We start from the raw sequence: 21,452 nt of genomic DNA on the forward strand, positions 1-21,452 counted from the left end.
CGAGTGACTATCCGGTTTCAACGGGTTTGGCGGGCCCTGTTTCCGTTCTCCGGCACGTCAATGACAAGCAGCGTCAGGTCGTCGTCCAGAGCGAGCCGCGGTTTGCGAGTCCATCCGATCAGTTGCCGAAGGGTGTAGTCGGCGAATTCATCCGTCGTGGTGTCGGAACGCTCCACAAGCATCTTGAGCAGACGTTCTGTGGTGAATTCCTCGCCGTCGGGCGCGGCGGCCTCCGTCACGCCGTCGCTGTAGATGACGATGCGGTCGCCGGGAGCCAGAGGGATCGTTGCGGTCTCATAACTCTGGACGGGCAGGACTCCCAGCGCGATACCGTTGATGTCGACCTCGTTGCCGGACTGCCGCGTGGGCGAATAGATCAGAGGTGGCGGGTGGCCGGCGCTCGCGACACGCAGTTCGTTTGCCTCCAGGTCGATATAGGCGTAGGTGACGGTTACGAAGTGGAGGTCCGTCTGATCGTAGAGGGCATCGTTCATCCCGGCCAGGACTCGGGAGGGCTCCGCCACGGCATGAGACTGTGACGCCGACGCAGTCTTTACCATGGTGGCGATGAGGGCGGCCGGAATGCCGTGTCCGGTGACGTCGGCGACCATGACGCCGAACCGGTGATCGTCGATGGGGATGAAGTCGTAGAAGTCGCCGCCCACGGCGTCCATGGGGATGTAACGCACGCTCAGCTTCTCGGGTTCGATGCTCGGCCCTTGCCGGGGAAGGAGGGAGTGTTGAATCTGCCGGGCGGTATTGAGTTCCGACTCGATGGTGGCGAGCCGCTTTTCGTTGTTGAGGGCGCGGTGCAGCAACGCGTAGCAGATGGCGGCGGCGAGCACGAAATTTCCGATGGGACCGAACAATATGGTCCACGGGAGCAGTTCGAGCCGCGCGAACACGTCGTGGAGGATGATGACGGAGGCGATGACCATGGCAATGTATGCGGGGGCGGTTTCCCGCTCGTATCGGATGTGGCCGGTGAAGTAGTTGGCGATGGTGGTCAGGATGTAGATGAGGAGCAGATTGACGTGGACCGGGAGCATCGAGCCCGGCGCGCCGTTGTACAGGTCGACCGTCATCGCAACGATCACGAAAATGATGTGGAACTGCCAGATCCGGCGAAAGCAATTGAAGACGCCTTTGGTCCTCCAGAACACTTCCACGAAGAACCATGCGGCGATTCCCTGGCTGTAGTAGGCCCCGAAGGTGATGTAGTCCCAAACGGCAGGGGGGATTGGGGTTGCATTCCGGATGGCCTCGACCGGGCCCAGAATCCGGATTCCGTAGAGCAGCCAGCAGACGGCGAAGGCGGGTAGCTCGATGCCGCTCCGTGAACGTACGGACCCCCAGAGGAGGAACACGGCGAGGCCGTTGAATACCAGGATGGATCCGACCGCGATGTCGAGAACTTGCGGGTCTGTCGTCATGGGGAGGATTTGGATCGCATGGGCCTCGCTTTTGGCGCGTGCATCGTAACTATATCTGGCGCTTGGGATGTCTCCAAACCAGGAGGGGCAGTCTTGTCCCGTCGTGAGGCGGGGGTAGGAAAACCCTCGCGTTTCTAAGAAAAAGGAGGGACGATTTCCAATCGTCCGGTCTTCGTCGCCAAGTTTGTCACACCGGGAATCGGCGGTTAGGAAACCGCCGCTCCCGCTCCCGCTCCTAATCAACTGGAGGTTGAAGTCAGTCGGTTTCGGCTGAGGAGAACAAGGTCACGTGGCCGTTGTTTTGTCCCACCGCGAACACCTGGATTCGGTTCGTCCCGTCCCGCAGAGTAGACTCGGGGACGATCGCCTGGAAACGACGGTCGCCCCTTCGTCCTTCGAATGTGGCAGCAACGGCTCGGACGGTTCCGTTCACGGCCACGGCCAAGACCTCCGCGTATTTCGTCGAGACCCGTCCTTCGACGGCGGCCGGAATGAAGTCGGAGTCCAGTCGCCGCCTCAGCCTTGAAAGAAAGCCTGGCTTGTCCAACTCGATCCGGAGGTCCGGAGTCGGCCGTACGGTAAGTTGATCCAGCCGTTTCCCGATCAGGGCACGGAATGGCGCGGGCTGGAACAATCCGTCTTCGCCTGCGTCCCAAGCCCGCTCCCGGAGACCGATTTCGAAGTCACTGGGCTTGGAGGCCGCCATGAGGGACTCGGATGTGAGCGGCCGTGTGATCAGAAAGGATCGTTGCTCGTTCTGATCCTGGGAGCAGATCCGGCCAGCGTCGGCGGTCTTGGCTTTATCGAAACTCTCGTCCGATTCGGTGGACCAGGGGAAACTGGCTGGATATTGGGCCTCGCGGATTCGGTCTCCGAAAGACGCAAAGCAACGCACCGCGGGATTCCCTTCGAGGAGTTCCCGGTCCAGCTCGAGCAAAAACCCGGAATTCTCCAATTCCGCGGCCTTGAAGGACTCGACCACGTCCGGGCGCGGGCGCCGAGCCATTCCCCGATAGACCAGTTCGCCGTTGGCGAACACGAGTATGGAGTCGGCCGGCGCCAGGGTTTCCATGTCTGCCGCCCAGCCGAAAAACATGATCCTGCCGCCGCTCTCGCTCACCTCATCCAGATGAACGCGGGATCCACGCTGGGTCACGTCGAACGACCGCCCTTGGAGGCATATCGTCGTTTGAGAACGCAGAAACTGATACGGGCGAGCGATGTTCAGAGCGGTGGAAGCCAGATCCCGGTTTTCCGGAAGCTCGGTTTCCGTGACCGGGATTCCGTCTGTGGGCCATGGCGCCGGAACCCCGAGAATGCCGGCGATGGTGGGGAGGACATCCGTGGTTCGTGTGGGGCGATCCGACGACCGGCCCTGTTCCTGGTGGGGAGCCTTGATCAACAGCGGCACGTTCAGGATGTTCTTGAAGTTGGCGTCGGTCATGGCTCGCCTGGACCCGCCGGGCCGAAAGCTGACGCCATGATCCGATGCGACGACAATCAGGCTCCGATCGTAGAGTTCGTGTGATTTCAGCTTCTTGAGCAGGCGGCCCAGGAGCCGGTCGGCGAATCCCACCTGCAGCAGGTGACGCTGGTAGGCCAGGGTCACCAGGGCTTCATCCCGGGTCCAGAGGCCCCGCTTCCCGAAGAGGCTGATGTCCCCACCGGACAGATAGCGTTTTCCCGAGGGGAGATAGACCCAGGGCAGGTGGGGGATCTGAAGGTGAATGAAATGCAATCCGGGCTCCTCCGGGCCCGGAATCGACTCCAGGAATGACTCGAATTGCCGGGCCGGATGACCCAACTGCCAAGTCCATCCGTATCGGATGTCAGGCAGGCGGTATGTCAAATCCTCGGGCAGGACGAGATGAAGATAGATCAGGGAAACATCCACCAGCAGACGAATCAGGCTCTGCACGCGGGAACTCGCGCGCGCCTGAGACGCCGGGCAGAGATGCGTCGTGGATTCGAAGACGTTGAGCCGGTGGGAATTCCGGAGCCAGGTGAAGAGATTGTCCGGATAGTCGGCCCGCGTGGGGCGAGCCGTCCGGTCCGGTTCCGGGAGATTCCCGGTCAGCATGGCCGCGACGGCGTATTGGGTGGAAGGGGAAACCGTCGCCGTATTCGGGAACCAGGCGGCGTCTTCGGCCAGCCCGGCAAAATTGGGAAAACGCAAGGAGTCGATTTCGCCCCGGCGGTCCAGGAGAGACTGAAGTGGGAGTTCGTCGAAGACCAACATGACGATGGGCGTCTGCGTCCGACCGCTGTCCAATGCGACGCCTTGCGGCGCGTCCGGATTGAGAACGCTCTGAACCGAGGGATTAGCCAGAAAGAGCGCCGGAACGATGAGCAGGGCCGGCGACAGGAGGGTCAGATACCGGCGCGCAGTTGAGGAGCGGTCATAGACGATTGCCGTCGACCCCGCCAGCAGGCCTACTGCGCCGGAGAGGAGTATTCCCGCATCCGGCATGAGGGTCTTCAGCACCAGCAGGCCGAAAAGAACAACAAGGATCCCGATGCCGGCGCCGTAAAACCAACGCTTCGCGCCGATGGCCCATCCCGCCAGAAAGGTCCCCGCAACCACCAGTCCCGGAACGGCGAGGACCAGGAAGAAGATCAGGAACGATGCTTCCAGGACTCCCACCTGGCGCGAGACCAGGTACTCAGTCTGTTGGGAGAGCAGATCCAGAACCGGTTGTGCCACCGACAAGCTGGAGAGAGTCCCGATGTGCAGGGCGTATTTCCAAACTCGGTTCTCTCTCGTGGCCGGCATGTGTTATCGAATGGTGTGCCCGCGCTGGCCTGGGGCGCCCCACAACGGGCACCCCTACTATACGGTTTGCGGCGAACGCCCGAGCGCCATTCGGCCTTATCCCTCCCTGGACGTCGAGCTCGTTGCCTCGTCCTGGGCGCGGACTTTCGGAAGTTTGGCGATCAGGAACAGCGACACCACCGCCGCCGCCAGGGCGAAAATAAAGCTGGCCTGGAACCCGAAATGGTCGGCCAGGGCTCCGTGGGTGCTGGGAGCGAAGAAGCTGGCGCAACTGGTCATCATCAGGATCGACATGTTCCGGGTGGAGAGCGCGGGTGACGAGATCCCGACGATGTAGTTGGGGAAGTAGGCGCCGCCCAGCTCACCGGCTCCCATCAATCCGAAGGCGATGAGGAAGAAGTAGCCGGGAACCGTCCAGCCCCAGATGATGGAGGTCCCCAGCAGTACCATGCAGACGAAGAGGGAGGCCCGCAGGCCGTACCGCAACGTGATCACGCCCAGGGCGTATCCGGCCGCGGCCTTGAATCCGAAGCGAAGGGCCATCACCCAACCCGAGTAGTCCTTGGGGTCGCCGCCCAAAACCTCCCGGCTGTACAGCGAGAGGGTGGGCATGGCGGTGAAGACCATGAACCACATGAAGAAGCCCAGCCACAGGTAGACCAGCGTGCGGTTTTGAACGAAGGACTTGAAACTGCCGGAAAAGTAGCTGACGAAGGGTTGACGCGGGGATTCCGGGACCGAAGCCAAGTGGTACCGGCTGGTCAGGTAGCAGGCCATGCCCATGCTGGGCGCGCCGATGAGGTAGAGCACGGCGAAGTCATAGGGGTAGGGGAGCCACTCGATGCCACCCCCCAGCACGTACTGGGCCCAGAGGGATCCGGCCACGGCGAAGATCGGTCCCAGCGCGAAGGTCCACTTGAAGGCCCAGGCGCGGCCTTGGGGTGTCGTGCCCCGCTTCAGGCACTGGTACTTGTACACCTGGAAGGTGTAGGCGGAAAAACCCTGGATCAGGCCCTGACCGATGACTGCGGTCAAGCGGACCGTATCGCTGAACGGCGCGAAGAGGCAGATGCAGACCAGCGAGATCATGGTGGTGGTCACGGCGCAGGCGACCACGGCGGTGGTCCGGACGAACCGGTGGGGAACCAGCCACGACAGCAGGGGAGGAGCGAAGGCGCCCAGAAGATAGGTGGAGGCCGGGAGGTTGGCCACCATGGCGCTGGCCCCCAGCTTGTCCGCAAGGGCGGCCTGGACCACGCCCACGTAGACCACCGGCGCCGCGAACATGAAGATGCACATGGAGACGAGGTAGAGGAGGCCGTTGCGGCGGCTCATCTCTTCGGTGGGGAGGAAGAGTGTGCCGGTCGCGCCGGGTTCATTGGGCGGTATTGGTTTCAATGGCAACCTCGGCACTCGAAGCTGGTTCCGTGGCAGGGCAGGCAACTGGCCTTGTCCAGTTGGATCTTGCCCGTCCCGTGGAGATCGGCGAATTCCTGGGTGTGATCCGCGGGCCGCAGGTTCACCCCCTCCAGGTGGCAGTCGCCGCAACTGAAGGGGTTGTCGATCTCCGAGTGACAGACCAGGCAGTCGGACATGACGGGAAGGGGAGTGGCCTCTCCGGCGTCGAGTCCCCGGTGGCAGGCCATGCAGCCGCCGGACTGGTCCAGGAGGGGCCGGATCTCAGGTGATCCGAAATACTTGCCGCCGTCGATGGCAGCCGCAAGGACAGGGGCGAGGTCGCCCATCCGGACATGGAAGGCGTGATCGAATCGGTAGGTGCGCTCCGGAGCGGTCCAGCGGAGCCGGGCCGGGTCGAGAGGCGTGCGCTCGGGGTCGGAGTGGCACGACAGGCAGACCGCGGGCCGCGGGAAGATCTGATCGCCGGCTTGACGGCTGGTTTCGGCCCCGGCGTGGCAGTGAGCGCAGGCCAATCCCAGTTCGAGATGAACCGGGTGGGAGAAATCCGGGGAGGCGAGGAGGGTCAAGCCGAACACCAGGGGCGCGCCAAAGGCGAAGCCGGTTTGGCTCAGGCGCTTCCCGGACATGAGGACCGCTCCCGTCGGGGACGCATGGGGCCATCGCCGGGGCGGGCCTGTGCGCCGATTCGCTCCGCGAACACCGGTCCGCGGCGACTGTGGCGGCGGGTTACCTCTTGGGATCGTAGGACACCCGCCAGATCTTGCCGGCCCCGTCGTCGGAGATCAGCAGCGACCCGTCGACCATCTGCAGCAGCCCCACCGGCCGTCCCCAGACCTCGGGACGATCGGGCGCCAACATCCAGCCCGTGAGGAAGTCGGTGGGACCCGAGGTGGGACGGCCCTTCAGGAAGGGGATGAATGCAATGGAATACCCGACCCGCACCGCCCGGTTGGAGGAGCCGCGAAAGGCCAGGAAGAGGCCGCCGTGGTATTTCTCGGGGAACTGGCTCCCGCTGTAAAAGAGAATGTCCAGGACCGACACGTGTGCGCCCAGCAGGACGTCCGGGTAGCGGCTGCTGTCGACCTTCTCCTGGTCGGTCTCCTTGTGGCGCGGCTCCTTGTGGGGACCGGAATAGGCATCGGGGAAGCCGTAGAAACCGCCCTGTTCGATGTGGACCAGGTAGTCGTCCGGCAGATCGTCGCCCAGTCCGTCCCGTTCCTGCACGCTTCCCCAGAGCTCATCCGTCCCCGGGCGCCAGCGCAGACCCACGGTGTTGCGCAGACCGGTGGCGAAGATCTCGTGTCCGCTCCCGTCGGGATTGATCCGGTTGAGGGCTGCGCGGACGGGAGGGTCCCCCTTGCCGATGTTGGAGCTGGAACCCACCGTCACGTAGAGCTTTTCGCGCTGCCGGTCAAACAACAGGGTCCGGGTCCAATGGCCCTTGCCGAATCCCGCCATGGAGAAGACCTCCTCGCCCTCTCCCGTGATCCAGAGGTTCTTGTAGGGATAGCGTTTGACGGAGGTGGGCTCGGCCACGTAGAGGTAACCCTGGTAGCGGGCCAAACCGTAAGGCCGGTCCAATCCTTCCAGGAGGACGGTCTTCTTGCCGTGCATCAGCCGGGTGACGGTTCCGGTCGGTTCATTCCGCTTGCCGCTGTCGGTGATCAGAATCTCACCGGTCGGACCCAGGAGCATGAAGCGCGGCTTCTCGAAACCGCTGGCGATGACCTCGGCCTGAAAGCCGTCGGGGAGCTTCAGGCTGGCCCCCTCGGGCCGGGGCACGATCTGCGGTCGGTTGCTGGACGATTTGGAATGGAACGGCTCGGGAAGCTTCCTCCAGTTCACCGGAAGATCGGACGATTGAGCCAGGACGGCGCCACCGGCCGCCAGCAGGATGCACCAGGAGAATCCGAGGAGTTGACGCGCCTTCATGATGGTTCGGGATGGTAGTTTCCGCACGCGGGCGAGTCAAGGCGCACCGCCCTCGATTGACTCGGCGCCGGAGGGGGCGAAACAATGCGGACCGGACGACGCTGACACCGGAGTTTCTGGAGGCGTGGATGGTGGGGGATCGCCGGTTGCCTTCTGCCCTGGACCGCTGGCCGCGGATTCGGGATCGGCTTCAGGCCCGCCGGCTGCTGCTTTTTCTGTCCTACGACGGAGCGCTGGCCCCCCTGGTCTCCCGGGAGGACATGGCGGTGCTGTCCCGGGGAATGAAGGAGGCGCTCCGCCAATTGGCCGGCCTTTGCCCCACGGTGATCGTGAGCCGGCGGGGACGACAGGACCTGGCCTCCATGGTGGATATCGACGGCCTCTATCACGCCGGCAGCGACGGGTTGGATTTCTCGGGACCGGGACTGAGGGGCGGGTCGCGGGCCAAGGTGGAGTGGGTGCGGCAGGTTCGCTCCCTCGCGGCCGACCTGGTCCAGGCGTTCCTGGGAACCGACGGTGTCCTGGTGGATCCCAGGGACGTTTCCCTGGGCCTCCAATTGGATCCGGCCGCCCGGGCCCGCTCCCCTGAAATAGAGCGCATTCTCGATTCGGTTCTCAGGGGATATCCTCGCCTGCAGAAGATCCGTGACCGGGATGGTCTGCTGGTGCGGCCCCGTTTGGAATGGGATCGGGGAAGGGCGGCCACGCGGATCGCGGCCGAGTTGGCGCCGTCCGGAACCGGACGGATCCCCCTTTACGCGGGGACGCACCCGGCCGACGAGACGGCCTTTCATGCGCTGAGCGCAGAGGGGCTGACCCTCGTCGTGGGCGGGGCCGGATCGGCCACCGCGGCCCACTATCAGCTTCAAAACCCGGTCGAATTGGAGTCCTTTCTCTTTCGTCTCTCGGACCTTGTTCGAGGGACTGAAGAGGTATCGCGGCGGGGGAATTGACATGCGGGCCATGATCCTGAGGCGGCCGGGGACGAGCCTGGAGCCGGTGGACCTGCCGCCCCTGCACCCGGGACCGGGGCAGGTGCGCGTCCGGGTGCGGGCCTGCGCCGTGTGCCGCACGGACCTGCACGTGGTGGACGGAGATCTGACCGGCACCAAGCTGCCCATCATCCCCGGGCATGAAATCGTGGGAGAAGTGGCCGAGTTGGGTCCCGCAGTGCGGCGGCACTCCGTCGGGGACCGGGTCGGAATCCCCTGGCTGGGATGGACCTGCGGGCAGTGCGGCTACTGCCGTTCGGACCGGGAGAATCTCTGCGAACGGGCCCGGTTCACCGGGTATACATTGAACGGAGGCTACGCCGAAGAGGTCGTGGCCCACGAGCGCTACTGCTTTTCGTTGCCGCCGGAGTACTCGGACATCGAGGCGGCCCCCCTCCTGTGTGCCGGCCTCATCGGCTACCGGTCGTTGGTCATGGCCGGCCCGGGACGGCGTCTGGGCCTCTACGGGTTCGGCGCGGCCGCCCATATCGTCGCCCAGGTGGCCCGGCACCAGGGCAGAAGCGTCTACGCCTTCACCCGTCCCGGCGATGGGACGGCACAGGATTTCGCCGTGTCCCTGGGGGCGGTCTGGGCCGGGGGTTCGCAACGGATGCCCCCTGAACCGCTGGATGCCGCCATCATCTTCGCCCCGGTGGGTCCGCTGGTGCCGCTGGCTCTCGAAGCCGTGGACAAGGGTGGAATCGTGGTCCTGGGCGGAATCCACATGAGCGACATTCCGTCGTTTCCCTACCGCCTGTTGTGGGAGGAACGCCGGCTCTGTTCGGTGGCCAATTTGACCCGGAAGGACGCAGCGGAGTTCCTGGAGGTGGCCCCGCGGGTGCCGGTGCGCACCGAGACCGAGACGTTTGCTCTCGCCGAGGCCAACGAAGCCCTCCGCCGTTTGGCGCAGGGCGAGCTGGATGGAGCCGCGGTGCTGGTCCCTTGATGCGGGATGCGGCGCTCGCCGTGCGCGGGCACGGCTTATGCGGCAGTCTCGGACTCATAGTAGACTGACGCCGGGTCCGGGCCTCGGGGCCGGTAAATAGCCGCATCCTGTCCGTCAGGAGGATCGACATGTCATATCAGGTGGGGGCCGATTCGATAGCTCGTTTCACCGGACCCGGCGCATTGGGAGCCATCCCGCATACGTCGAGGCTCGGATCGTTTGGATGGTTGTTGATTCTGCTACTCTCCACGGGATCGATGACAGCCGAGCCGCAACCACAGCTCCTCCCTCATCATGAGGAACTGGCTCCGGGGGTTCACGCCGCCGGGTTCTCCCACCAATTCGCCAGCGCCAACTGCGGATGGGTGGAGTTGGACGGGGAGACCCTGTTGGTCGACCTGCCCAGAGGCCGATCCGTTGAGGCCTATCTGGACCGGGTCACGGCTCAAGGAAAGCGGCCCGCGCGGCTTCTGGTATTGACCCACATCTGGGAGGATTCGTCCTGGGCGACCTATTCGGCCTACGAACCGGTGGAAAAGCGCTGGTACCGCTCTCCCGAACCCATGGGACCGGACGCGATCGCTCCTCTGGTCGGCGCGCTGATCAAGGGAGGCGTCAAGCAGATCGTCACCTCTCCCAAGATTCGCCAGCGTTTGTTGGGCAAGATGCCGGATCTGGATCCGTCCATGGTGACGGCCCTGTCGAGTCCGGGCTTCGTTGGAGACTCCGCCCGGTCGATCCGGTTCCTGCCGCTGGACGGAGTCTGGGACGAGGGAGCCGGAGCTCTCTATCTGCGGAAGGAAAAAGTCCTTTTCGGCGGCCCCCTGGTCATGAACGGCATCCGGTTCCATCCGGATGGGAAGGACACCGCGGCCTGGATCGAGGTTCTGGACCGCCTCCATGACCTGGGCGCGCGAGAGGTCGTACCGGGCTTCGGTTCCTGGACCGGGACCAACATGCTGGGGCGTCTCCGCGACCTGCTGGCGGAGCTCCGGGACGAGGTCGCCTACGGGATCGCCATTGGATACTCCCTGGCCGAGGTCCAGAAGTATGTCCGGATTCCCGACGGGCTCCAGTATTGGACCACCCATTCGCGCCCCAGAGACCCACAGATCGCCCATGTCTATCGGGAGCTCACGGTCCCCAATGCTCCCTTCCACGGTCGTCCGCCCCGGCCCGGCGACTCCGGTCCCCATGCGCTGGTCCTGATCGGGGACAGTCCCCATCCACCGGCGCCGATCCGGAAGGCGTTGGCAATGGTATTCCAGGCCACCGGCGTGACTCCCCACTTCACGGTGGACGTGAACGCCCTGTCGGCGGAAAACCTGTCCCGGGTCCAGTTGCTGGTCATTCTGCGGGACGGCCGCCAGGTGGAGCGCAAAGGGGAGGGCCGGGAGCCGTTGCGGGTTCTGGTGGATCCCCTGCATGGGGAGATCAAGACCTGGGTGACCCTGGAACAGGAGCGGGCGGTGGTGGATTTCGTGGAGAAGGGCGGCTCCTTCCTGAATCTCCACAACTCGCTGGGGCTCTATCCTCCCGCCGGACCCTACTTGAAGCTGGTGGGAGGACGTTACATCGGGCACGGACCCTATGAGCGCTTCCGCGTCGAGGTGGTGGACCCGGATCATCCCATCACGGAGGGCGTCAGCGACTACACGACCGCCGACGAGCAGCACTCGCCGGTCATCTACGACGAGAGCCAGGTCCACATGATCCTGGAGAGCCGGATGGACAACGGAATCGCGGTCCCCGCCGGCTGGGTCCGCGAGGCCGGGAAGGGCAGAGTCTGCCACCTGGCCGGCGGCCATCCGGCCGAACCGCTGTTTCACCCCATGTACCAGCGCTTGATGAAGAACGCCGTCCGCTGGTGCCTTCGGGCCGAGTGATAGGAGGGGGGACTTTCCTGTCCCCCCTGACCCCCTGTCGGCGGTAGGAATACCGCCGCTCCTATGGCGGTAGGAACGCCGTCGCTCCTTCGGCGGCAGGGATGGCGTGGCTCATCGCAGGAAGTCGAAATCGCATCCCTGGTCCGCCTGCAGGACGCGTTCGAAGTAGAGTCGGCGGTAGCCTCTTGATTCGGGCCGGACTCGGCGACGGAAGCCCGCAAGCCGGCGCTTGATCTCCCGGGGCTCGACCAGGAGGTCTAATCGCCGGGCCGGAACGTCGAGCCGGATGGGATCGCCCGTGCGGACCGCGGCCAGCGGTCCTCCCGCTTCGCTCTCGGGGCAGACGTGGACCACCACCGTTCCCCGAGCCGTGCCGCTGATGCGTGCGTCGCTGATCCGGACCATGTCCCGAACGCCTGAACGGAGCAGTTTTCGGGGGATCGGCAGCAGTCCCCATTCGGGCATGCCGGGACCGCCGAGAGGCCCGGCGCCTCGAAGCACCAGCACGTCCTCGGGACCGACTTCCAAATCCGGATCGTCGATGCGCTCCAGCAGTTCGTGGTGATCGTCGAAAACGATCGCCCGGCCCTCATGGCGCAGCAGTCCGGGCGCGGCGGCGCTGTGCTTGATGATGCATCCGTCCGGAGCCAGCGACCCGTAGAGGACGGCCAGGCCGCCGGCAGGTTCCAGCGGGCGGTCCAGGGGACGGATCACTTCCGAATTGTCGTTGCGGGCTCCCTGAAGGTTTTCGCCCAGGCTCTTTCCGGTGACCGTGGGCTGGTCCAGGTCCAGCAGAGGCGCGATCTCATTCAAAAGCGCCGCCGCCCCTCCCGCGTAGGCGAAGTCCTCCATCAGGAAACGCCCCGCCGGCTTCAGATCCAGGAGCACCGGTGTCGTCTGAGACAGTTCGTCGAACCTCTTGAGCGACAGCGGGATGCCGGCGCGTCCGGCCACGGCCAGAAGATGAACGATGGCGTTCGTGGATCCGCCGATGGCGTGCAGCGTGTGGATGGCGTTGTCGAACGACGCGGCGCTCAGCAGCCGGGACGGTTTCAGATCCCGTTCCGCCAAGTCCACGATCCGGCGTCCGGCGCGGTGCGCCAGCCGGGTCCGGCGGGAATCGGCCGCCGGGTAGGCGGCGTTCCCGGGCAACGCCAATCCCAGGGCTTCGGCCAATGTGGCCAGGGTGGAAGCCGTGCCCATGGTCATGCAGTGCCCCGGACTCCGGATCATGGCGCCCTGGAGATCCAGCCAGTCTTCCTGCTTGATTCTCCCGGCTCTCAGTTCGGCCTCGAAGCGCCTGCAATCGGTGCACGATCCCAGCTCCTGGCCCCGCCAGTGGGCGGTGAGCTGTGGCCCGCCCGTCACCAGGATCGCCGGCAGGTCCGCGCTCACGGCTCCCATGAGCAGTCCCGGCGTGGTCTTGTCGCATCCTCCCAGCAGGACCACGCCGTCCAGAGGATTGGCCCGGATGCATTCCTCCACGTCCATGCTCAGGAGGTTGCGGAAGAGCATGGCGGTGGGCCGCATGTTGAACTCGCCCAACGAGATGACGGGAAATTCGAAGGGCACTCCGCCCGCCTGCCAGACCCCTTCCTTGACCCGCTGGGCGAGGGTGCGCAGGTGGGCATTGCAATGGGTCAACTCGCTCCAGGTGTTGCAGATGCCGATGAGGGGACGGTCCCGGTACACGCCGGGGTCGAGGCCCAGTCCCTGCAGGGCGGCCTGCCGGGTCCACCCGTACAGTGCGGGGGTGTCGAACCACTCGCGGCTGCGCAAGTTGCGCCTTTTTCCGTTCTTCAATCCCTTCGCCTCCACCCCGAAAAATTCCCGAGCCCTGTGTTATCATGCCCGCAACTCCGACACAATTCGGAGAGGGCTCGCTGGACCGCACACCCCGGAGGGCGGTGGAGGGCCGTTCCTGCGGCGGATTCTGTGACTGCTCGGTCCGCGTCCCGCAACTCAGAAAGGAGATCCATGATGCTGAATTTTCGGGGATTCGTGACGTTGCTGGCCCCCTCTCTTCTTCTGCTCTGCAGTTGTGGCGGGAACATCAACGAGGAGCTGATCGATGCCGCGGGGAATGGGGATGACGCCGCCGTCAAGGAACTCCTGGCACAAGGCGCCGACGCCAATGTCGCCAGCGAGGAGGAGGGACAGGAAGGACAGCTCGCCCTCATCCTGGCCGCCGGTCACGGCCACGACGCCGTGGTCCAGTCGTTGATCGGTGGCAGCGCCGACATCGAAATCCGCGATTCCGAACAGCGGACACCCTTGATGGCCGCCGCGGCGAGCGGTCAGGCCGGGACGGTCCGGGTCCTGCTGGAGGCCGGCGCCGATGTGGAGGCGCAGGACAACCGGAAGCGGACGGCCGTGCTCTGGGCCGCGGCTCGGGGCCACGACGAGGTCATCGGAGCGCTGGCGGAGAAGGGGGCCAATCTGGACGTGGCGGATCAGAGCGGCGGAACCGCGCTGATCATGTCCCTCGGGGCCGGGCACGGAGCAACGGCGCGAGCACTGCTGAGCCACGGCGCGGACGCCTATGCCATGACCAGCGACGGATCTCCTTCCGTCCTGCTGGCGGCCAAACTGGGTGACACGGAGAGTGTCAACGCCCTGCTGGAAGAAGGAGTCGACGCCGAGGGAACGGATCCGGACGGAAAGACCTCGGTGGTGTGGGCCGCCGAGGGTGGACACACCGAAACCGTGAAGGCCCTGGCCGAGTCGGGAGCCGACGTCAACGTGCAGGACAAGCAGGGTTGGACCGGACTCATGTACGCGGCGGTCAACGGGCATGCCGATGCGGTCAAGGTGCTGCTGGAAGCCGGAGCCGACGCCAGGGCCAGGAACGAGGACGGGAAGACGGCCCGGACGCTGGCTCAAGAGGGGAACAAGGAGGAGGTCGCCGCCCTCTTGAAGTAGCCCATGTCCGAACCGTCCGCATCCCATCTGAGCCGCCGCCGTTTCCTGGAGAGGAGTTTGGCCTGCGGAGCCGTCGCCGCGGCTCCGTCCACGGCGGCGAAGGCGGTTTCGGCTTCGGCGGCGAAAAGTTCGGGCGAACGCAGATTTTCACTCTGGTGCGCTCCGGGCGGACTGATCAGTCCAACTCAGCCTTCCGACGAGGCGGCCGTCATCGACTTCGTCGAAAAGTGCGCCCGCCATGGCGTGACCCATCTGATTCCGACCCGCGGATCCCCGATCCTGGCCCAGGCGGCGGCGGAAAAGGGGATCGTGATGCATCCCTACATGGCGTTCAACAGCCATGGCGCGAGGCGGATGCGGGCCAACTGGTCTCTCAACTACATCGGTCTTCCTTACGGTTCCGCCAAGCTCAAGGAAAAGCTTGATCGCCATCGTCCCATCTGGAACAGCCCCCGGGCCGTCCTGAGCGTCAGCCCCTTTGCCGAGAAGCATCCCGACTGGTGGGCGCTGGATCTGGAAGGGGACCGGGAACTCAAGGTGGGGAGCCGGCTCTCCATGAGCTTGGCCGTGCCCGAGGTCCGGTCCTACATGGTCGACCGGTATATGAACATCGTGGAGGAATCGGGCGGCCACGGCATCCAGGTGGAGTTCGTGAGCGAGTTCCGGGACCGCCACGGCGCGGCGATCCACGGCTACGAACCCCCCATGGTGGAGGAGTACCGCAAGCGGTACGGCAAGAGCCCCTCGGAACTCCCGAACCATGACCCGGACTGGCTCCGCTTCCGGGCCGGCTTCGTCACCGAAACCCTTCGGGCTCTGCGCCGCCGGTTGAAGGAGCGCCGCCCTGAAGCTCCCCTCTCCATAGCCGTCATTGCCCAGGACCTGGAGGGGCCGCACGGAGACCGCTACCTGGGCGCCTTCCAGGATCTCCGCGCCTGGCTCGACGAGTCGCTGATGGACGAACTCACCCTCTGGTTTCGGACCACTTCGGACGTGCACCGGGTGGAGCGCCATACGAGCCAGCTTGCGGAATTGATCCAGGGACGCTGTCCGCTGATCGTGGAGTTGTCCTGCTACCACGTCGGAAGTTTTCAGGATCCGAAACTGATGATGGGGGCCGCCCGGACCGCCCTGGCCAACGGAGCCGAATCAGTGGGAATGTACCGCGGCCATGCCGTGGACCAGTTGAACTTCTGGCCCCTCATCGAGGAAATCCGATCGCTGGGGTGATCGGGGCCGTTTCAGTCGCCGATGAAGTGGGGAACAGAAGAAGGGGACAGGAATGCCCCCTCTCCCGGCAGCCCATACCCACCCAAGAAGAAGGCGCCAAAAGGAGAAGTGATGGGACGCGGGCAAAGGATTGTATCGACCCTGTCCCTGGTGGGGCTTGGCCTTCCGGCCCTGGCAGGGCACCAGAAACCGGATTCGGGGCACTATTCCGAGCCGGAGTACGAAACCAAGGTCGTGCTGGGGAACATGGTGCCCATGAGAGACGGGGTCAGGATTTCCGTGGACCTCTACCGGCCCGACGCTCCGGGAAGATTTCCCGTGATCCTGACTCACACGGGTTACAGCAATCTCGGTGGAACACCCGGGTTTGGAACGGATCGAGCCAAGTGGTTCGCCCGGCGCGGTTACGTCTACGCCGTTTCCGACTTGCGCGGCCGATACGATTCGGAAGGGGAAACGGACATCTTCGACGCGAAGCACAAGACGGACGGCTACGACCTCGTCGAGTGGCTGGCGCGCCAATCCTGGTCCAACGGCAATGTCGGCATGACCGGGGGCTCTTATCTGGGTTGGACCCAGTGGTGGACTGCCAGCCAGGCGCCTCCTTCCTTGAAGGCGATCGCGCCCGAGGTGGCTCCTCCGGACCAGTTCTTCAACGCTCCGTACCAGAACGGCATCCTGGTGAGCTGGGCCATGGATTGGGGCGCGGGAATGATGGCCGGCCGCACCATACAGGTGATCGGCGAGGGGCCCTACGGCGGCTTTTCAAACAATCGGCACGAAGAATACATGCGTCTGCCCTATATCGACCTTCCGAAAGTGAAGGGAGCGCTGGATGCGCCCTGGTTCGGGACCTGGATCCGGCAAAACCTCTCGACGGGTGAATACTGGAAGAAGATTTCCTACCAGGGCAAAGAAAACTATTCGAAGATGACGGTGCCGGCCCTGAACATCACGGGGTGGTTCGATGCGAATTATCCCGGCTCGCCCATGAACTACCAGGGGATGAAGCAGTACGGAGCGACTCCGGAATCCCGACGTCCATCTCTTGTGATCGGACCCTGGCAACACTCCATCAACCAGCGGGTGGTCGCGGGATTCGACTACGGTCCCGACGCCGAGATCGACCTGAACGGAATGATCTGCCGGTGGTTCGACCATTTCCTGAAGGGGATCGACAACGGAGTGACCGATGGGCCTCCCGTCCATGTCTTCGTCATGGGCCCCAACCGCTGGTACGCGGAACCGGATTGGCCGCTGCCTCAAACGAAATGGACGAAGTACTACCTGCACAGTCAAGGGAAGGCAAATTCGCTGAAGGGTGACGGGGTGTTGAACACCACACCGCCGGGTGAGGAAGCATGGGATGCCTATGTCTACGATCCGTCCGATCCCACGCCCAGCGCCCCTTTTACGAATGGCCATATCGATGGAGCGGTGGATGCGCGTATCCCGGCGATCCGGGATGACGTGCTGGTCTATACGACATCGCCGCTGGGCGAAGACATGGAAGTGACGGGGCCGGTCAAGGCGAAACTCTATGCGGCCACCTCGGCGCGGGATACCGATTGGATGGTACGCCTGATCGACGTCCATCCCGATGGGTATGCCGCCCTCCTGTGTGACGGGGTGATCCGGGCGCGGCATCGGGACCCGCAACGGGGAGGGGCGTTCAATCCGGAGCGTCTGAGCGAGATCGAGCCCGGCAAGGTCTACGAATATACGATCGAGTTCTGGAGGTCGACCGGGAACGTGTTCAAGAAGGGGCACCGCATCCGCGTCGAGATCTCCAGCAGTTACTTCCCCTACTACCTGCGAAATTTGAACACGGGCGCCGACAATATCGGTCTGGAGACCCGTTCAGAAGTGGCCCGGCAGAAGGTCTTTCATGACGCCGAATCTCCCTCCCACGTCACTTTGCCGGTGATCCCGAGTCGGAAATCGGACCCGTCGCCTGCCGTCAGCACGGACGGAAACCAGCGGCAAGAATAGGCGGGACCGCTTACCGGTTCCCCTTGCGAAGTTGAGCGACCATTTTCCGGGCCATCTGGTGGTCCGGGTCGAGCCGCAGCACCTGTTCCATGCTCTCCAGCGCTTCGGCATGACGTCCCAGGAAGTAGAGCGTCACGCCGATGTTGGCATGGACGGTGGCGCTGCCCGGTTTCAGCGTCGCCTGGGTTCGATACAGGTCCAGGGCGGCCTCGTACTGCTTCTGTCCGAACCTCAAATGGGCCAGGTAGTCCAGGGTTTTCGCGTGGTTCGGATCCCGTTTCAGAGCGCGTTCGAATTGCGCCGCCGCCTCGTCCTTCCGATCCAGTTCCAACAGGGTCCGGGCGGACAGGTAGTGTGCCGTCGCCGCTGTTTCCGGATCCGTTTCCTGCTGCATGGCGCGGGTCAAGGATTCCAGTGCTTCTTCGTAGCGTTCCAGGTTGAACAGCGCCGCACCCAGGCCAACTTGGGCGGGCACGAAGTCTGCATCGATCCGCAGCGCTTCGCGGTACAACGCGATCGCCTCCGTGCTCCGTTCCCCCTTCCTCAGCGCCTCACCCGCGTTGACGAGCGTCGCGGGGTCGTTCGGCCGCAACTCCCGCGCCCGGCGCAGGTGATCCAAGGCTTCGTCGGCCCGGCCCTGCGCGAACCTGACATTGGACAGTTCCACCAGGGCTTCCGCAGGATCCGGCATCGACGCCGCGGCACGCCGCAGATGCGCGCTCGCGGCGTCGAGCCGATCCAACCGGAGCGCTGCACGCCCCGCGTACATGGCGAGTTCACCCGTGAAATGGGCGTCAGGCGCCAATTCAAGCGCTTTCTCGAGAGGCGCAATCGCTTCCGTGTAGCGTCCCGAATGGAACAGCGCAATGCCGAGTCCGCCATTCCCGTAAACGAGTCTGTCGTCGATTTCCAGCACGCGGTGGTAGGTCTCGATGGCCTCGGCGTACCGGCCTTGTCTCCGCAGCACTTCCCCGAGGTTCTGGTTGGCGTTGAGATGCCGGGGTTCGATGCCCAGGGCCGTGCGAAGCGCCGATTCGGCCTCGTCGAGGCGATCCAGACGGGTGAGCACCCGGCCCAGATTGGAATGGATGTCCGCACTTCCGGGACGCTGTGCCGCGCCGATGCGGCCGGCGGCCAGCGCCTCCTCGTGACGGCCGGCGTCCGAAAGGGGACCCATCAGGTTGAGGTGGGCGTCCCGCGACTCCGGATTGAGTGCGACGATGTGGCTGAAAAAGGCGACCGGGTCACGGTAGATGCCCGTCTGGCGCCAGGTGAGGGTGCCCAGCACCGCGAGCATGACGACGAGCACGCCGCCTGCGCCCGTTCTCAACGCAGACGGTAGCCGGCTGACGGCGAGTGTGGCGGCTCCGAGGAGCACCGCCAGGACGCCGAGGCCGGCCAAGTATTGGAACCGGTCCGCGACCAGAGAGAACTGCATGTAGCCGTAGTCGACGAAACCGAGCACCGGTGACAGCGTCACGGCATAGAAGAGGGCGCCGGCCAGGGGTCCCCGCCCCAGCCGATCCCGGCCGATCCAGAGCAAAGCCGGCAGGGCGGCGGCAGCCAGGACATAGATCCAGGCAACCGGATCCACGGGATCGATCTTCCAAAGCGGATAGATAATGGCCAGACCGGTGGGCCACAGCAGCTTGCCCACGTAGAACCACAGCGCCCGCGCCGCAATCAGGATCCGGTCGACGAACGAGTAGCCCAGCGCCAGGGGCTCCCGAGAGGTATAGAACGACAGGTCCAGGGCCGTTATGGCCGCCGCCAGCGCGAAAAGCGGCGCCACACGGAGCAAGTCGGTTCGCGTCACCCGGCCTGATCGCCACCAGTGCCAGATCAAGAGCGACACCGGCAGCGTGACCACGATGGACTTGGACAACAGTCCGGCTGTGAACAGGCCGAGCACCAGCAGGTAGCGGGAGGGCTTCGGCGCCTCCACGTACCGGATCCAGGTCAGCGCCGCCGTCAGGTAGAACATCGCGGAGAGCAGATCCTTGCGCTCGATGACCCAGGCGACCGACTCGACATGCAGAGGGTGGACGGCAAACACGGCCGCGACGACCCAGGCGCCGGGCACGGCCATGCGCCCGAGGATCCGCCAGATCAGCAGGACGTTGGCGATGTGCAAAAGTAGATTGACGGCGTGATAGCCGAGCGGATTCACCCCCCACAGCTTGTGCTCCAGCCAGAAACTGGTGTAGACGACGGGCCAGTAGTGACCTTCCTTCTTGATGTCGGCCGGCGAGACCCAGATGTTCCACAGTCCGGACCAAGCGTGCACCACCGGCTCATCGGCGAAGATCGTATCGTCCCAGACGAATCCGGCTTCAAGCGCCGGCAGATAGCTGGCGACGACCAGGAGGCCGAGAACCAGGGCATGGGCGATCAACCAGCCGGCAGAGCGGCCACCGTTGGCGGAGAGTGCCATTCGCTTCCTCTCGGGCATGTCTCAATTGCCGGCGATGACTGCGACGGCGCGTCGAGGGCCAGCGGCCACCGTCTCCGCAGCGCTCACGACGCAGAGCGCGGGGGTCTGTCCGAGAATGTCCGCCGCACCCTGTCGTGGACACGGTAGCCGTAGAGCCGGGACAGGTGCCGCAGATAGTTGAAGGGAGTCCGCCAGTTCAACTTGCTCTTTCCCCGGTGGCGGGCGCCGAATCGGATCGGGACTTCCCGGACACGAAGCCGCCCCCGGGCCATCAGCTCAAGGGCAATCTTATAGCCGACGGGATGGAGATCCTCCAGATCGGGCAGGACCCGGCGATCGGTGGCGAAGAAGCCGGACAGGGGGTCGCGGCAATCGGCGAGCGGACACGCCATCAGTGTGCCGGCCCGGGACAGGAGCGCGCGGGCGCCGCTCCAGGCCGGGTCCATCCTCGCTTCAGGCGCGTAGCGGCTGCCGACGACCATGTCGCAATCGGCGTCGAGGGCGGCCAGCAGGTCGATGATCTGTTCCGGCGGATGGGACAGGTCGGCGTCCATGACCACCAGCCGGTCGAAGCGCGCGAGCCGCATGCCTTCGAGAACCGAGAGGGACAAGTCCCGGGTCGCACCGCGGCGGGTCACCATCCGCACCGGCAAGCGGCGTCCCCACTCGGCGACGATCGCCTCGCTGCCGTCGTTCGAGTCGTCATCGACCAGGATCAACTCCCACTCGGCGGGCCAATGGGACAAAGCGGCGGATACCCGGCGGACCAGGGTCGGGATATTGGCGGCCTCCCGAAACGTCGGCACGACGATGGACACCGGGTTGTGCCCAGGAGGCGATGGGTCGCTCAAGGTCGACAAACTTTCTTGACCGGCGGAGGGCGGCTTTCCGAAGTCTGGAGCTGGTTCCGACGTCAACTCGGGGTTCGTCCTCGGGCTTGCGCTGTGCCCGCACACGGCTTCCGAATGCGTGCGCATCACCCGCGACTTCGGCACCGGCTTCTAACGGCTCGGTGCGCCCAACGGGAGGCTTGGGATTGTCGATGTACGAGACGCGAGCCAGTCTATCTGTCCACCGGCACCACCGGCAGCGTGGTGAAGACGCCGTTCGTGACGTCCATCTCTACGGCCACGCCGGTGAAATCCTGCTGTCCTGCCGACGCCGTACAACGGACCGAACCAGTGAAGTCCGACGTGTCGTGGTCGAACAATTCATCGATGAACATGGCGTCCTGACCATTGGCCGGCAGAGTCACCGGCTTCATTTCGATCATCTCGCCACCCATCATCAACCGGCAGTTCAACTCCAGTTCGGACTCGCTCAGGTTGCGGAGGGCCGCTCCCGTGTTGACCCCGCCGGCTTGGCGGCGTACCGGGATGATGGCGTCGCGGAGCGGCTGGCTGGCTCCCACGCCGGCCACGCCGACGCCCGGAAAATCAAGGGAATTATATCTAATGCTTGACACCCCCGCTTCATTCATGTAGACTCTTTCC

Annotated in this window: 15 protein-coding genes; 6 read left to right on the forward strand and 9 right to left on the reverse strand. The window is 64.6% G+C overall.

What is annotated here, in order from left to right:
* Positions 1-17: 17 nt before the first annotated feature.
* The 5 genes from OXT71_10615 to OXT71_10635 form a co-directional block, all read right to left on the reverse strand.
* Positions 18-1,433 carry a PP2C family protein-serine/threonine phosphatase gene (locus tag OXT71_10615; protein MDE2926837.1) on the reverse strand — a complete coding sequence of 472 codons (1,416 nt, stop codon included), beginning with the start codon at positions 1,431-1,433 and terminating at the stop codon, positions 18-20.
* A 256-nt stretch (positions 1,434-1,689) separates the two neighbouring features.
* On the reverse strand, positions 1,690-4,206 hold the full coding sequence (locus OXT71_10620; GenBank protein MDE2926838.1) for a sulfatase-like hydrolase/transferase: 2,517 nt from the start codon (positions 4,204-4,206) through the stop codon (positions 1,690-1,692).
* A gap of 96 nt (positions 4,207-4,302) precedes the next feature.
* Positions 4,303-5,604 (reverse strand): MFS transporter, encoded by a 1,302-nt coding sequence (locus OXT71_10625; GenBank protein ID MDE2926839.1) that lies wholly within the window; start codon positions 5,602-5,604, stop codon positions 4,303-4,305.
* The gene (locus tag OXT71_10630) at positions 5,601-6,251 is read right to left on the reverse strand and encodes a cytochrome c3 family protein (GenBank protein ID MDE2926840.1); all 651 of its coding nucleotides are present in this window, start codon (positions 6,249-6,251) and stop codon (positions 5,601-5,603) included. Before OXT71_10630 ends, OXT71_10625 begins: the two co-directional genes overlap by 4 nt.
* A 100-nt stretch (positions 6,252-6,351) precedes the next feature.
* Positions 6,352-7,557, reverse strand: a complete 1,206-nt coding sequence (locus tag OXT71_10635; GenBank protein ID MDE2926841.1) for a PQQ-dependent sugar dehydrogenase — start codon at positions 7,555-7,557, stop codon at positions 6,352-6,354.
* An 11-nt stretch (positions 7,558-7,568) separates the two neighbouring features.
* Between OXT71_10635 and OXT71_10640 the strand changes: the two genes are divergently transcribed.
* The 3 genes from OXT71_10640 (at position 7,569) to OXT71_10650 (ending at position 11,381) form a co-directional block, all read left to right on the forward strand.
* On the forward strand, positions 7,569-8,510 hold the full coding sequence (locus tag OXT71_10640; protein MDE2926842.1) for a hypothetical protein: 942 nt from the start codon (positions 7,569-7,571) through the stop codon (positions 8,508-8,510).
* A 1-nt stretch (position 8,511) separates the two neighbouring features.
* The gene (locus tag OXT71_10645) at positions 8,512-9,495 is read left to right on the forward strand and encodes a zinc-dependent alcohol dehydrogenase family protein (protein ID MDE2926843.1); all 984 of its coding nucleotides are present in this window, start codon (positions 8,512-8,514) and stop codon (positions 9,493-9,495) included.
* Positions 9,496-9,623: 128 nt separating this feature from the next.
* A complete protein-coding gene (locus OXT71_10650; GenBank protein ID MDE2926844.1) occupies positions 9,624-11,381 on the forward strand; it encodes a ThuA domain-containing protein in 1,758 nt (585 codons plus the stop codon).
* 111 nt (positions 11,382-11,492) lie between these two features.
* Here OXT71_10650 and OXT71_10655 read toward each other — a convergent pair whose 3' ends face one another.
* Positions 11,493-13,184, reverse strand: a complete 1,692-nt coding sequence (locus OXT71_10655; GenBank protein ID MDE2926845.1) for a dihydroxy-acid dehydratase — start codon at positions 13,182-13,184, stop codon at positions 11,493-11,495.
* Between the two features lie 174 nt (positions 13,185-13,358).
* Between OXT71_10655 and OXT71_10660 the strand changes: the two genes are divergently transcribed.
* The 3 genes from OXT71_10660 to OXT71_10670 all read left to right on the forward strand — a co-directional run bounded on the left by OXT71_10660 (position 13,359) and on the right by OXT71_10670 (position 17,525).
* A complete protein-coding gene (locus tag OXT71_10660; protein MDE2926846.1) occupies positions 13,359-14,303 on the forward strand; it encodes an ankyrin repeat domain-containing protein in 945 nt (314 codons plus the stop codon).
* A 3-nt stretch (positions 14,304-14,306) separates the two neighbouring features.
* The gene (locus tag OXT71_10665; protein ID MDE2926847.1) at positions 14,307-15,533 is read left to right on the forward strand and encodes a family 10 glycosylhydrolase; all 1,227 of its coding nucleotides are present in this window, start codon (positions 14,307-14,309) and stop codon (positions 15,531-15,533) included.
* A 111-nt stretch (positions 15,534-15,644) separates the two neighbouring features.
* Positions 15,645-17,525 carry a CocE/NonD family hydrolase gene (locus OXT71_10670; GenBank protein MDE2926848.1) on the forward strand — a complete coding sequence of 627 codons (1,881 nt, stop codon included), beginning with the start codon at positions 15,645-15,647 and terminating at the stop codon, positions 17,523-17,525.
* Between the two features lie 10 nt (positions 17,526-17,535).
* On the opposite strand, the gene OXT71_10675 is transcribed toward OXT71_10670, so the two are convergent.
* The 3 genes from OXT71_10675 to OXT71_10685 all read right to left on the reverse strand — a co-directional run.
* On the reverse strand, positions 17,536-19,959 hold the full coding sequence (locus OXT71_10675) for a tetratricopeptide repeat protein (protein MDE2926849.1): 2,424 nt from the start codon (positions 19,957-19,959) through the stop codon (positions 17,536-17,538).
* An 83-nt stretch (positions 19,960-20,042) separates the two neighbouring features.
* Positions 20,043-20,810 (reverse strand): polyprenol monophosphomannose synthase, encoded by a 768-nt coding sequence (locus tag OXT71_10680; GenBank protein ID MDE2926850.1) that lies wholly within the window; start codon positions 20,808-20,810, stop codon positions 20,043-20,045.
* Between the two features lie 212 nt (positions 20,811-21,022).
* On the reverse strand, positions 21,023-21,452 hold a 430-nt coding region (locus tag OXT71_10685), incomplete at its 5' end, for a hypothetical protein (GenBank protein ID MDE2926851.1).

It is taken from the genome of Acidobacteriota bacterium (assembly GCA_028874215.1).
Classification (GTDB): domain Bacteria; phylum Acidobacteriota; class UBA6911; order RPQK01; family JAJDTT01; genus JAJDTT01.